Source organism: Georgenia faecalis, assembly GCF_003710105.1.
GTDB lineage: Bacteria > Actinomycetota > Actinomycetes > Actinomycetales > Actinomycetaceae > Georgenia_A > Georgenia_A faecalis.
Genome location: NZ_CP033325.1, coordinates 3327991 through 3340419, shown reverse-complemented (window position 1 = coordinate 3340419; position 12429 = coordinate 3327991). Strand labels below are relative to the sequence as shown.

Sequence of the window (12429 nt, the reverse complement as noted above, 5' to 3'; positions counted from 1 at the left end):
AGGGGGCGGTGGGCGACCACCGCCCCCTTCGCGCACCTGGCACAGGGGGCAACGGGCGGTAGGCGTCCGGGCCGCCGAGGCTCTGGTCAGGGGTGGCGGACGCGACTACCGTGCCGCCATGGCCGAGCGCGCGGTGCCCATCCTGCCCAGCCCGGACCTGGCCAAGACGCTGGCGTTCTACACGCGCCTGGGCTTCGAGAACCGCGGGGCGCCGCACGAGGAGTGGGACTACCTCATCGTGGGCCGCGGGGACGTCGTCCTCCACTTCATCACCGTGCCCGACGTCGACCCGCTCGCCACCGCCGGCAGCTGCTACGTCTACGTCGACGACGCGGACGTCGTCCACGAGCAGTGGCGGCGCGCCGGGGTCGAGGCGGACCCGGCCACCGGGAGCCGGCTCGAGCAGCCGACCGACACCTCGTACGGCATGCGGGAGTTCGCCCTGGTGGACGCCAGCGGCAACCTCGTCCGCGTCGGCTCGCCCCTGCCCGGGTGGACCGTCCCCTGACGCGGTTCGCTACTGGAGCGAGAGGGCGAAGGAGAGGACGAACCCGGCAGCCGTGCTCAGCGCGACGGCCGGCCCGCCGTGCTCGTACGCCTCGGGCATGAGGGTGTCGGCGAGGGAGGCGATGACCGCCCCGGCCGCGAAGGCGAGCGGGAGGGAGATGGTGGCCGGGTCGCTGCCCGAGAGCGGGCCGGCGCCCACGACGACGGCGAGCACGAGCAGGACCGCGCACGCACCCCACAGCCCGAGGATGTAGCGCAGCGAGCGGCCCTGGGCGCGCATCGAGGACGCGCCGACGAGCGACTCGGGGAGGTTGGAGACGAAGATCGCCGCGAGCAGGGCGATACCGCCGGTGCCCTGGCCCAGGGAGACGCCGAGGGCGACGTTCTCCGGCACGCCGTCGAGGGTCACCGCCGCGAGCAGCGCCAGGCCCGCGCCGCCGCTGACCGAGGCCGAGCTCGGGGCCTCGGCCGTCGCCGCGGCGTCCGTGTCGAGCTTGGCGCTGCCCTCGTGGTCGTCGGCCGGCACCGCGCCGCGGCCGGGCTGGGCCCAGCGGTCGAGGAGGGCGCTGAGCGTCGTGAAGACGATCGCGCCGGCGAGCAGCCCGATGATCGCCCGCCCGAGCCCGCCGTGCTCGTAGGCGTCCTCGAAGAGCTCGAAGGCGAGCGCCGTGATGAGCGAGCCAGCGGCGAAGGACAGGAGCACGGCCAGCAGGCGCTTGGGCAGGGTGAACCGCGCACCGACGACGGCCCCGATGATGAGGGCGCTCGAGGCGAGCGCGCCGAACAGGAGTGACTCACGCACGGGGACAAGGACAGCGCAGGCGCGGCCCGCCCGCATCCGGGGGAGGGTCCCGGGGCGCGCGGGCTACCGAGGGCGCCGACCCTCCGGCCCGGGACGGGTCGCCGGGCCGGAGGTCGGTCCCCGCAGCTCAGCCGCGCCGGCGCCGGACCAGGGCCCGCACGGCGGAGAACGCCAGGCCGCCGCCGATCACCCACGGTGCCGCGACGATGACCGGGTCGAGCGCGTGGTGGCCGGCATCGGCCCGCTGCTGCCCGACGCGGTCGGCGACCGGGGAGCTCTCGGCGAGGATGCCCGTCTCGGTCACCGGGTTGTCCGGCTTGCCCCGCAGCAGCGCCGTCACCGCGGACTCCGCGGTGTCGACGCGGTCGGCGGCGATGAGGAGCAGCCAGTGCGCGGCCCGGGCCTCGCTGAAGCGGCGGTAGGCGTACTTGCGGATGACGCCGGACAGGCCCTTGGGCGGGGTGGAGGTCCCGAAGACGGGGGTGACGAACGCGTGCTCGATCGAGCGCTCGCGGGGCCACTTCTCGACCTGGCGCTCGGGGAAGTCCCAGTGCGCCCCCGTGGGCAGGAACTGCTCCTTGGGGTAGGACGGGCGGTCGGCGGGGTCGAGGTCCGCCCCCCACCCCGGGATCCGGGCGCGCAGCTGCTCGGGCGTCTCGCGCGGGGTCGGCTTCTCGGCGGTGTACGGCATGTCTCGATCCCCTTCAGCTCGCGGTCGGGATGATGATCGGCTTGATGCACTCGTCGAGCTTCGCCGAGAACAGGTGGTAGCCCTCGGCGATGTGCTCGAGCGGGATCCGGTGCGTGACGATGTCGCTCGGGTTGAGGTAGCCCGCCTGGATGTGCTCGAAGAGCCGCGGCCACTGGCGCTTGACGTGGCACTGGTTCATCCGCAGCGTGAGGCCCTTGTTCATGGCGTCACCGAACTTCACGGCGCTGAACATCGGACCGTAGGCCCCCATGACCGAGATCGTCCCCGCCTTGCGGACCGAGTCGATCGCCCAGTTGAGGGCGATCGGGGACCCGCCCTGGAGCTTGAGCTTGGTGGCCGTGACGTGCTGGAGGAGGTTGCCGTCCGCCTCGGCGCCCACGGCATCGATGGCGACGTCCGCCCCGAGGTGGTCGGTGATCTTCTTGAGGTGGACGACGATGTCGTCGTACTCGGTGAAGTTGTACGTCTCGGCGTGGGCGAACGTCCGCGCCTTCTCGAGCCGGTACTCCAGGTGGTCGATGACGATGACCCGCCCGGCACCCATGAGCCACGACGACTTCGCCGCGTACAGGCCGATCGGGCCGGCGCCGAAGACGACCACCGTGTCCCCCTCGGCGATCTCCCCGAGCTGCGCCCCGAAGTACCCGGTGGGCAGCGCGTCGGTGAGCATGACGGCGTCCTCGTCGCTCATCCAGTCGGGGATGATCGTGGGGCCGACGTCGGCGAACGGGACGCGGACGAACTCCGCCTGGCCGCCGTCGTACCCGCCCGCGGTGTGCGAGTAGCCGTAGATGCCGCCGACGGCGGTCGCGTTGGGGTTGACGTTGTGGCAGTTGGCGTACAGGCCCCGGGTGCAGAAGTAGCAGGAGCCGCAGAAGATGTTGAAGGGCACCATCACCCGGTCGCCGCGCTTGAGGTTCTGCACCGAGGACCCGACCTCCTCGACCACGCCGATGAACTCGTGGCCGAAGGTCATGCCCACCCGGGTGTCCGGCATGAGCCCGTGGTACAGGTGCAGGTCCGAGCCGCAGATCGCGGCGGCGGTGACCCGGACGATGGCGTCGTTCGGGTGCTCGATCGGGGGGACGTCCTTCTCCTCCACGCGGACCCGGTAGGGCCCGCGGTACACCATTGCTCGCATCAGCGCCGCCTCGTTCGTCGTCGTGTCGATGGCCGGGGTCAGCATCACATCGACGCGGCGATCTCGCCTTCGCAGGCGGCGGGGGCGGGGCGGCCGGGCGGCGGCGGGCTACGTCAGGGCGCGCCCGGGCTACGTCAGGGCGCGCAGCCGCTCGGGGATGCGGTTCCGCTCGTAGGTGATCTCGGTGTGCCCGTGCGGCGCCGGCTTGCCCTCGGCGTCGAGGTTGACGAAGACGATGGTGTCGATGGTGAGGATGCTCTGGCGGGTGAGCAGGTTGCGCACCTCCGCGCGCATGGTGAGCGACGTGCGGCCGAACTTGGTGGCCACCAGGCCCATCTCGATGATGTCGCCCTGCTCGGCCGAGCTGAGGAAGTTGATCTCGGACATGTACTTGGTGACGACCCGCTCGTTGCCGAGCTGGATCGTCACGTAGATCGCGGCCTCCTCGTCGATCCAGCGGAGCAGGCTGCCGCCGAACAGCGTGCCGTTGGCGTTGAGGTCCTCCGGGCGGATCCACTTGCGGGTGCGGAAGTTGATGTCCTCGGGCTCTGCCATGCCTCCAGGCTAGGCGCCGGCTCGGGCCGGGAACGGCGTGCTGCCGCGGTTTGTGACGAGAACCATGCGTTCCGGCGTCGCCCCCTCGCCTGCACCTCGGGCATGGGCCCGCCGGGCGGCGTCCGCAGCGCCGGTGAGAGGATGAGGGCGCACCCCCACCCCCCGGACCCGGAGGTACGACGCGTGGCTCTGCCCTTTGACGACGACCCCAAGTTCGCCGCCTACGCCCACCCCGAGCGGCTGGTGAGCACGCAGTGGCTGGCGGACCACCTGGGCGAGCCCGGCCTCGTCGTCGCCGAGAGCGACGAGGACGTCCTCCTCTACGAGGTCGGCCACATCCCGGGCGCGGTGAAGATCGACTGGCACCTCGACCTCAACGACCCCGTGACGCGGGACTACGTCGACGGCGAGGCCTTCGCGGCGCTCATGGCGGCGAAGGGGATCACGCGCGAGACCACGGTCGTGCTCTACGGCGACAAGAACAACTGGTGGGCCGCCTACGCGATGTGGGTCTTCACCCTCTTCGGCCACCCCGACGTCCGTCTCCTCGACGGCGGCCGCGCGAAGTGGCAGGCGGAGGGCCGGGAGATGACGACCCAGGCGCCGTCGCCGGCCCCCGCCGAGTACCCCGTCGTGGACCGCGACGACACCTCGGTGCGTGCCTACCGCGAGGACGTCCTCGCCTTCCTCGGCGGCCAGATGGTCGACGTCCGCTCCCTGCCGGAGTACACCGGTGAGCGCACCCACATGCCCGACTATCCGGAGGAGAGCAGCCTGCGGGGCGGCCACATCCCGGGCGCGCGGTCGGTGCCCTGGGCGCGGGCGGCCAACGACGACGGCACGTTCAGGTCCCGCGAGGAGCTGGCGGAGATCTACGAGCGCGAGACCGGCCTCGACCCTGAGGAGCCGGTCATCGCCTACTGCCGCATCGGCGAGCGGTCGAGCCACACGTGGTTCGTCCTCGCCCACCTCCTCGGGTTCGAGCAGGTCCGCAACTACGACGGGTCGTGGACGGAGTGGGGCAACGCCGTGCGCGTGCCCATCGCCGTCGGCCCGGAGCCGGGGGAGGTGCCCCAGCGATGACCGACGCGCGAGAGGACCTGCCGGCGGGCTTCGCCGAGATCGTCGACGACTTCACCGCGGTCTCCACCCCGGACCGCCTCCAGCTGCTGCTGGAGTTCAGCCGGGACCTGCCGGACCTGCCGGCGCGCTACACCGAGCACCCCGAGCTCCTCGAGCCGGTGCCCGAGTGCCAGTCCCCGATCTTCCTCCGCACGGAGGTGGAGGGGACGGGCGAGGACGCGCCCGTGCACCTGTACTTCTCGGCGCCCCAGGAGGCGCCGACCACCCGGGGGTTCGCCGGGATCCTGCACGCCGGGCTCGACGGCCTGCCCGCGCGTGAGGTGCTGGCCGTCCCCGGGGACGTTTACAACCGGCTGGGCCTCGCCGGCGCGGTGAGCCCGCTGCGGCTGCGGGGGATGGCCGCCATGCTCGGGCGGATCAAGCGGCAGGTCCGCGAGGCGCTCGCCGAGCCGTCCTGAGCGTCGGGACGTGGCGGTGTCAGGCGCCCTGCCAGACGGAGTCGAACGGGGCGTGGGAGGGCACCCGCGCCTTGATGCCCTCGGTGACGAGGCTCTTCGCCACGGCGACGGCGTCGCGCACGTCGGTGCCCTTGGCGAGCTCGGCGGTGACGGCAGCGGCGAGGGTGCAGCCCGCGCCCGAGACCCGCTCGTTGCCGACCTTGGGCTCGGAGAAGATCGTCACGTTCTCGCCGTCGACGAGGACGTCGACGGCGTCGTCACCGGGCAGCTCGACGCCGCCCTTGGCGAGGACGTAGCGGGGGCCGAGGGCGGCGATCCGGCGCGCCGCCTCGATGAGCTCGTCGACGGAGGTGATGGAGTCCATCCCGGAGAGCGTTGTCGCCTCGAAGAGGTTGGGCGTCACCACGGTGGCCAGCGGGAGGATCTTCTCGCGCAGGGCGTTGTCGGTGTCGAGTGCGGCGCCCGGTTCCTGGCCCTTGCAGATGAGGACGGGGTCGAGGACGACGTGGCGCCACGGCTGGCGCGCCAGGCTCTCGGCGACGACGTCGATCGTCGCGGGCGTGCCGAGCATGCCGAGCTTGACGACATCGAGGTCGTGGCAGGAGGTGGCGGCCTCGATCTGGTCGGCGATGACCTCGGGAGCGACCGGGACGAAGCGGTGCCCCCAGTCGTTGCCCGGGTCGAACGAGACGATGCACGTGATCGCCCCGAGGCCGTAGACGTCGAGCTGCTGGAACGTGCGGAAGTCGGCCTGGATACCGGCTCCGCCGGTTGCCTCGGAGCCGGCGATGACGTAGGCGAGGTGGACCACGGGCGTCTCCCATCAGGTGCGTGTGCACCTGGAGCGTACGCGCGCCCGTGCGGCCGGACAGCCCCCCGTCCGAGGGCCGACCACGCGTCGCGCCGCGCGAGGTTCGGCCGCGCCGCGCCCGGCGGATGTCGGTGGTCGGCGCGAGACTGGCGGCATGGATCTCGAGGAGGCCCGGACGCTCAAGCGGCAGCTCGTCGGCTACGTCGACGAGCTCCTCGCCACGCGCGCCCGGCCGGCGACGGCGCCGGCCGGTGGCGACGCGCGCGGCGTCGGTGCTGCGGTCGCGTCGCTCGCCCCGGTGGGCGTGGCGCTCGGCCTCGCGCCGCGCGGCGACGGCGGCGTGGACATCGCCCTGCGCTACACGCTGGGGACGCCGACGGCGCGCATGGTCGCGCGGCGCCTCGCGGGCGAGGTGGGCCCGGGGCTCGACGTGCGGCGCACCGGGCGGATCCGCCCCCTCGCGTCCGGGAGCCCGCGGCCGCCCGTCGCCACCGCGCAGGCGACGGGGGAGACCGGCCGGGTCCGGCCCCTGCGCCCCGGCGTCTCGATCGCCCACTACGCCGTCAGCGCCGGCACGCTCGGCGCCTTCGTCACCCTCACCGGGGGTACCGGCGTCCACGCGCTGTCGAACTTCCACGTGCTGGCCGGGTCCCCCGACGCCCGCGTGGGGGACGACGTCCTCCAGCCCGGGTCGGCGGACGGTGGGCGGCTGCCGGAGGACCGCGTCGGGGCCCTCGCGGCCTGGGTGCCGGTGGCACCCGGGGCGCCCCTCGCGGTCGACGCCGCTGTCGCCGCCCTCGACGACCCCGTGGTGGAGGCGGTCTACCCCGGTGGGCCGCTCGCGGGTCCCGCGCCGGCGACGGGCGAGGAGGAGGTGGAGAAGATCGGGCGCACCACCGGGGTCACCCGGGGGCGGGTGACCGCGCTCGAGCTCGACGGCGTCGTCGTCGACTACGGTCCCGGGATCGGCGACCTGCAGTTCGACAACCAGATCGAGGTGGAGGCGGCCGGGCCCGAGCCCTTCTCCCGGGGTGGGGACAGCGGCGCGCTCGTGTACCGGCCCTCCGACCGCCGGGCGATCGGGCTCCTCTTTGCCGGGAGCGAGACGGGGGGCGAGAATGGGACCGGGCTGACGTACGTCAACCCCATCGCTGAGGTGCTGACCGCCCTGGGAGCCACGCTCGTGTGACCGGCGGTCGCGGGGAGGTGGCCGCGTGTCCGACCTCGCCGCCGCGCGCGCCGCCAAGACCCGGCTCCACGCCGAGCTGAGGGACGACGACGACGTCGTCGGCATCGGACTGCGCCGCACCGCCGACGGTTACGGCCTCAAGGTCAACGTCAGCCGCGGTACCGCTCGCGACCACGTGCCGTCGACGGTGGAGGGTGTCGACGTCAGGGTGGACGTCGTCGGGCAGGTGCGCGCCCAGGGTTGAGCCGGGAATGTCCGGCGCCGGCGCGGCGTTCCCGTCGTAGATACCCCACTGGGGTATCCCACGGCGAGGGGACCGTCATGACCGCACCACACCCGCACGAGCCGACAACGCGCGGCGCCGTCACCCACGGGCACGAGATGGACCATGCCGGGCATACCGGGCACGAGATGGACCACGCCGGGCACGAAATGGGCCACGCCGGGCACGGCGGGCACGAGATGGACCACGCCGGCCACGGCGGGCACGACCACGTGGCGATGTTCCGGCGGCTCTTCTGGATCATGCTCGTCCTCGCGGTGCCCACGGTCCTGCTCAGCGGGATGTTCGCCGACCTCGTGGGCTATCGCCTGCCCGACGTCCCCGGCCTGACGTGGGTCTCGCCCGCGCTCGGCACGGTCATCTACGCGTGGGGCGGGCGGCCCTTCCTCACCGGCGCCGTCGGTGAGCTCCGCTCCCGCCGGCCCGGGATGATGCTGCTCATCGGCATGGCGATCACCGTCGCCTTCGTCGCCTCCCTCGGGGCGAGCCTCGGGGTCTTCTCCCACGAGCTCGACTTCTGGTGGGAGCTGGCGCTCCTCGTCGTCATCATGCTCCTCGGCCACTGGCTCGAGATGCGCTCCCTCGCCCAGACCTCCTCCGCCCTGGACTCCCTCGCGGCGCTGCTGCCCGACCAGGCCGAGAAGGTCGACGGCGAGCGCACCGTCACCGTCGCCCCCGCCGACCTGCGGCTGGGGGACGTCGTCGTCGTCCGACCTGGCGGCCGCATCCCCGCCGACGGCGAGGTCGTCGAGGGGGGTGCCGACGTCGACGAGTCCATGATCACCGGTGAGTCCCGGCCCGTCCCGCGCCGGGTGGGTGACGCGGTGGTGGCCGGGACCGTCGCCACCGACGGCGCCCTGCGCCTGCGGGTGACCGCGGTCGGCGAGGACACCGCCCTGGCCGGCATCGAGCGCCTGGTCGCGCAGGCGCAGTCCTCCTCGACGCGCGCCCAGCTGCTCGCGGACAAGGCCGCGGGCTGGCTGTTCTGGTACGCCCTGGTCGCGGCCGCCGTCACGGCGGTGGTGTCGGCCGCCGTGGGCGCGCCCCAGGACGCCCTGGTCCGCGCCGTCACCGTGCTCGTCATCGCCTGCCCCCACGCCCTGGGCCTGGCCATCCCGCTCGTGGTGTCCATCGCCACCGAGCGCGCGGCCCGCGGCGGTGTCCTCGTCAAGGACCGCGCCGCCCTCGAGCGGATGCGCACCATCGACACGGTGCTCGTCGACAAGACCGGGACGCTCACCCGTGGCGAGCCCGCCCTGCGCCAGGTGCTCCCGGTCGGGCGCCCCGAGGGTGAGCTCCTCGCCCTGGCGGCCGCGGCCGAGGCGGACAGCGAGCACCCGCTCGCGCGGGCCGTCGTCGCCGGCGCCCGCCAGCGCGGCCTCGCCCTCCCCCGGGCGGCCGACTTCCGCTCCGCGACCGCCGTCGGGGTCAGCGCGACCGTCGAGGGCCGCACGGTGGAGGTGGGCGGCCCCGCGCTGCTCCCCGAGCACGGCATGGGGCCGCTCCCCGAGACCCGGGAGTGGTCCGCCCGCGGCGCCACCGTCCTCCACGTCCTCGTCGACGGCGAGGTGGCGGGCGCCGTCGCGCTCGCCGACGAGGTCCGGCCCGAGTCCCGGCAGGCGGTCGACGCCCTGCACCGGCGCGGCATCCACGTCGCGATGATCACCGGCGACGCCGAACCGGTCGCCCGCGCGGTCGCCGAAGACCTGGGCATCACCCAGGTCTTCGCGCAGGTCCGCCCGGAGCACAAGAGCGAGAAGGTCGCCGCCCTCCAGCGCGAGGGCCGCAGGGTCGCCATGGTGGGCGACGGCGTCAACGACGCCCCCGCGCTGGCCCAGGCCGACGTGGGCATCGCCATCGGCGCCGGCACCGACGTCGCCATCGCCTCCGCCGGCGTCATCCTCGCCTCCGACGACCCGCGCTCCGTCCTCTCGGTCATCGAGCTCTCGCGCGCGGTCTACCGCAAGATGACGCAGAACCTGTGGTGGGCGGCGGGCTACAACATCGCCGCCGTCCCGCTCGCCGCCGGCGTCCTCGCTCCCGTGGGCTTCGTCCTGCCCATGGCCGTGGGCGCGATCCTCATGTCCGCCTCCACCGTCGTCGTCGCGGCCAACGCCCAGCTCCTGCGCCGCCTCGACCTGCGCCCCGAGGCGGGCGTGGCCCCCGTCGCCGTCCTCACGCGCGCCGCGAGCGCATCGCCTTGACCCGCGTGAGCGAGGGGTCGCTCGCGAGGGCGTCGTACTCGCTCGACCCCACCGCGACCAGGGCGATGCGGCCCTGCTCGTCGTGGTGGATGCCCCACCCGTAGCGCTTGCCCAACGGGGAGGACCGCAGGCACGGCTGGTCCTTGGCGAAGAACGCCTCGCGCTCGGCGGGCTTCGCGGCGTCGTCGATCCCGCGGCGGAGCGCGTAGACCTCGAACAGGACGTCGTCAGAGGTGTAGGCGTAGGGGTGCTCCGCGATGAGGGCGTACTGCAACGCGGCGACGGTGCCCGGCGTGCTCGCCGGGGGAGCCTGGCCGCTGGCGGCCGGGCAGTCGTCCGCGACCTGGATGAGGGTGTTGGTGTAGTTCGTCGTCCTCACGTCTGCCTCCACGAACGGGCGGGTACCGCGGTCAGCGCCCATCGTCACCACCGGGCACGTCGGGCGTCTTGAAGAAATGCGACACGGCCCTTCCAGTGGTGCCGTGCGAATGGCCGGTCGACCTCGTCGGCGTGACCTCGAGAGCGGGGTTCACCCCGGTCACCGGTTCACCGGTCGGGCCGTCGACCATCGTGAGAACCTCGACCATGCGGAACCTGATCAACGCGCTCGTCGTCGCAGCGCTCCCGCTCGCCCTGGTGGCATGCACCGCTGACGAGGGCGGCACGGAACCTGATCCACGCGCGACGGGTGAGTCCGCGGCACCGGCCGGACCCTCGTCCGCTGCGCCGTCCGAGCCGGCCGGTGCGGTCCCCACCGCGACGGACGACGAGCCATCGCCGCCGGTCGGCACCCCCGACTTCGGCGTGGAGCCGCAGCGCAACGCGGAGTTCCCCGCACCGTCGCTGGCCGGTGAGGATCTTTACGCCGCCGGCGTGCGCGTCGCTGCGCACCAGGGCTACGACCGCCTCGTCATCGACTTCGCCGGAGCGGGCACTCCGGCATGGGCGGTCGAGTACGTCGATGCGGCCACGGTGCCCGAGGGCGAGGAGGTGATCGACGTCGGCGGCGAGCACACGCTGCGGATCACCATGCAGGACGTCTCCTCGCCCGAGAACCACGGCCAGGACGACCTCTCCGGACCGCTTCCGGTCGGCGACGCGCAGCTGGTGAGGGACGTCTTCTCCACCGGTTCCTTCGAGACGGTGAAGACCGTCTACGTCGGCGTCGACGAGGAGGTCCCCTTCCGGACGTTCACCCTCACCGACCCCAGCCGCCTCGTCGTCGACGTCGCCGTCCCCCAGTGACGGACGGGGCGCAACGTCGTAAGAATGGCGACGTGGGCGACGTGGGTGACGTGGGCGACGTGGGCGACGTGGCGGTCGGGCGGGTGCGGGGAGGCCGCCCCATGCGCGCCGACGAACGGTCCGGCGTGCTGCACCCGGAGAACCTCGCGCAGTACGCCGCGGGCTGGCTCGACCCGGATCCGGCTGCGGCGGTGGTCGTCGACCAGTACTGGCACGTCCACTGGCGGATGGGGACCCACGCGAGCATCGACCAGCGGGTCATCGACCTCCCGGCCATCACGCTGACGGTCGAAGAGGGCGACGTGCCGGCGCCGTTCGTGGCGACCGGGCTGCACGCCCGCGCGTGGCGACGTCGGATCGGTGGGGCGGGGAACGTCTTCGCGCTGCGGCTGCGCCCGGCGGGCCTCGCGGTCCTCAGCGACCTCACCCCGCAGCAGCTGGCGGACCGCGCGGTGCTCGACCAGCGCCTGCACGCGCTGCTCGCGCAGATCCGCACCGCGTCGACACCGGCGTCACGCGCGCGGACCGCCGATGCGGTGATTCGGGCGTGCCTCGCGGAGCGACCGCTCGGACCGGAGCAGGTGCTCGCGAACGCCGTCGTCGCCGACCTTGCGCGCCGCCCCCGCCCTCGCGCGCCCGTGGCCGAGACCTTCGGGGTGAGCGAGCGCACCGTCCAGCGCGCCCTCCGCTCGACCCTGGGCCGGGGCCCGAAGTGGGTGAGCCGGCGCATCCGGCTGCAGGAGGTCGCCCGTGCGCTCGCCTCCGGCACCACGGACCTCGCGGCCCTGGCGGACGAGCTGGGGTACGCCGACCAGGCCCACCTCACCAGCGACTTCCGGGGCGTTGCAGGCACGACGCCCGGCTCCTACGCGCGCGCCGTCCGCGCGCTCGCCGTGGCCGTCAGCCAGCGGCTGTCGTGCGGTCGCCGCCGGGGAGTCCGGCGTCGATGGCCGAGCGGGCGGCGGTCTGGCGCGCCACGGTCTCGCGGGCGACGTCGACGGCCTGGCGGCTGGAGGCGAGGAGGTCATCGCCCGCCCCGGCGGCGGTCCGCAGCGCGAGGGCGCGCTCAAATTCGACGAGGGCCGCCTGCGCGGCGCCCGTCGCGAGGAGCGCCTTGCCGCGGTGCTGCCGCATGACCGCCTCCCACGCAGTGCCGGTGCACTCACGGACGAGGGCGTCGTAGTCGTGGACCGCTCCCGCCGCGTCGCCCCGGTCGCGTCGGCAGTCGGCGCGCAGGGCGCGGACGCGCACGCTCGGGTCCTGCTGCGCGAGGAGCACGTCGGCCTCGGCCGGTCGCCCCGACCACAGCAGCTCGACCGCGCCCGCCAGGGGGTCGTCGCGCATCCCGGCGCGGAACGCCTCGAGGTCGGTGATCGCCGGGCGCAGGTCGTCGCCCCGGATGACCCATCCGGGACCGCCCGGGACGTCGTTCGCCACGG

At 73.9% G+C, this 12429-nt stretch carries 15 protein-coding genes and 1 pseudogene; 8 read left to right on the top strand and 8 right to left on the bottom strand.

The window, feature by feature from the left end; genetic code table 11:
- Positions 1-118 precede the first annotated feature (118 nt).
- Positions 119-508 (top strand): bleomycin resistance protein, encoded by a 390-nt coding sequence (locus tag EBO36_RS14705; RefSeq protein ID WP_122825270.1) that lies wholly within the window; start codon positions 119-121, stop codon positions 506-508.
- Positions 509-517: 9 nt separating this feature from the next.
- Here the strand turns inward: EBO36_RS14705 and EBO36_RS14700 are convergent, their stop codons facing one another.
- The 4 genes from EBO36_RS14700 to EBO36_RS14685 form a co-directional block, all read right to left on the bottom strand.
- Positions 518-1345 (bottom strand): ZIP family metal transporter, encoded by an 828-nt coding sequence (locus EBO36_RS14700; protein WP_164471497.1) that lies wholly within the window; start codon positions 1343-1345, stop codon positions 518-520.
- A gap of 91 nt (positions 1346-1436) precedes the next feature.
- A complete protein-coding gene (locus EBO36_RS14695) occupies positions 1437-2000 on the bottom strand; it encodes a hypothetical protein (protein ID WP_122825268.1) in 564 nt (187 codons plus the stop codon).
- 13 nt (positions 2001-2013) lie between these two features.
- The gene (locus tag EBO36_RS14690; protein WP_122825715.1) at positions 2014-3162 is read right to left on the bottom strand and encodes a zinc-dependent alcohol dehydrogenase; all 1149 of its coding nucleotides are present in this window, start codon (positions 3160-3162) and stop codon (positions 2014-2016) included.
- 129 nt (positions 3163-3291) lie between these two features.
- Positions 3292-3717, bottom strand: coding sequence for an acyl-CoA thioesterase (locus EBO36_RS14685; RefSeq protein WP_122825267.1), 426 nt, complete (start codon positions 3715-3717; stop codon positions 3292-3294).
- A gap of 141 nt (positions 3718-3858) precedes the next feature.
- Here EBO36_RS14685 and EBO36_RS14680 point away from each other — a divergent pair, with 141 nt between their 5' ends.
- Together EBO36_RS14680 and EBO36_RS14675 are read left to right on the top strand one after the other, a co-directional pair.
- Entirely contained in the window at positions 3859-4800 is a 942-nt protein-coding gene (locus tag EBO36_RS14680) for a sulfurtransferase (protein ID WP_122825266.1), read from the top strand.
- The gene (locus EBO36_RS14675; protein ID WP_122825265.1) at positions 4797-5258 is read left to right on the top strand and encodes a SufE family protein; all 462 of its coding nucleotides are present in this window, start codon (positions 4797-4799) and stop codon (positions 5256-5258) included. The genes EBO36_RS14680 and EBO36_RS14675 overlap by 4 nt, the downstream gene beginning before the upstream one ends.
- 19 nt (positions 5259-5277) lie before the next feature.
- On the opposite strand, the gene thiD is transcribed toward EBO36_RS14675, so the two are convergent.
- A complete protein-coding gene (gene thiD / locus EBO36_RS14670; protein ID WP_122825264.1) occupies positions 5278-6069 on the bottom strand; it encodes a bifunctional hydroxymethylpyrimidine kinase/phosphomethylpyrimidine kinase in 792 nt (263 codons plus the stop codon).
- Positions 6070-6223: 154 nt separating this feature from the next.
- Here thiD and EBO36_RS14665 point away from each other — a divergent pair, with 154 nt between their 5' ends.
- From EBO36_RS14665 to EBO36_RS14655, 3 genes are all read left to right on the top strand, one after another.
- Entirely contained in the window at positions 6224-7258 is a 1035-nt protein-coding gene (locus EBO36_RS14665) for a chymotrypsin family serine protease (RefSeq protein ID WP_122825263.1), read from the top strand.
- A gap of 25 nt (positions 7259-7283) precedes the next feature.
- On the top strand, positions 7284-7502 hold the full coding sequence (locus EBO36_RS14660) for a hypothetical protein (protein WP_122825262.1): 219 nt from the start codon (positions 7284-7286) through the stop codon (positions 7500-7502).
- A 77-nt stretch (positions 7503-7579) separates the two neighbouring features.
- A complete protein-coding gene (locus tag EBO36_RS14655) occupies positions 7580-9745 on the top strand; it encodes a heavy metal translocating P-type ATPase (protein ID WP_187695824.1) in 2166 nt (721 codons plus the stop codon).
- On the opposite strand, the gene EBO36_RS14650 is transcribed toward EBO36_RS14655, so the two are convergent.
- Both EBO36_RS14650 and EBO36_RS15385 read right to left on the bottom strand, forming a co-directional pair.
- Positions 9717-10124, bottom strand: coding sequence for a DUF6157 family protein (locus tag EBO36_RS14650; protein WP_122825714.1), 408 nt, complete (start codon positions 10122-10124; stop codon positions 9717-9719). The two genes, EBO36_RS14655 and EBO36_RS14650, sit on opposite strands and share 29 nt — an antisense overlap.
- A gap of 31 nt (positions 10125-10155) precedes the next feature.
- Entirely contained in the window at positions 10156-10332 is a 177-nt protein-coding gene (locus EBO36_RS15385; RefSeq protein ID WP_164471496.1) for a hypothetical protein, read from the bottom strand.
- Here EBO36_RS15385 and EBO36_RS14645 point away from each other — a divergent pair.
- Together EBO36_RS14645 and EBO36_RS16015 are read left to right on the top strand one after the other, a co-directional pair.
- Positions 10331-10990: an AMIN-like domain-containing (lipo)protein gene (locus EBO36_RS14645; protein WP_122825260.1), complete on the top strand. Its 660-nt coding sequence runs from the start codon at positions 10331-10333 to the stop codon at positions 10988-10990. The two genes, EBO36_RS15385 and EBO36_RS14645, sit on opposite strands and share 2 nt — an antisense overlap.
- A 101-nt stretch (positions 10991-11091) precedes the next feature.
- Positions 11092-11853: pseudogene (locus tag EBO36_RS16015) on the top strand (helix-turn-helix transcriptional regulator); the annotation flags it as partial.
- Between the two features lie 37 nt (positions 11854-11890).
- Here the strand turns inward: EBO36_RS16015 and EBO36_RS15805 are convergent.
- Positions 11891-12427, bottom strand: a complete 537-nt coding sequence (locus tag EBO36_RS15805; RefSeq protein WP_244925306.1) for a hypothetical protein — start codon at positions 12425-12427, stop codon at positions 11891-11893.
- Positions 12428-12429 lie beyond the last annotated feature (2 nt).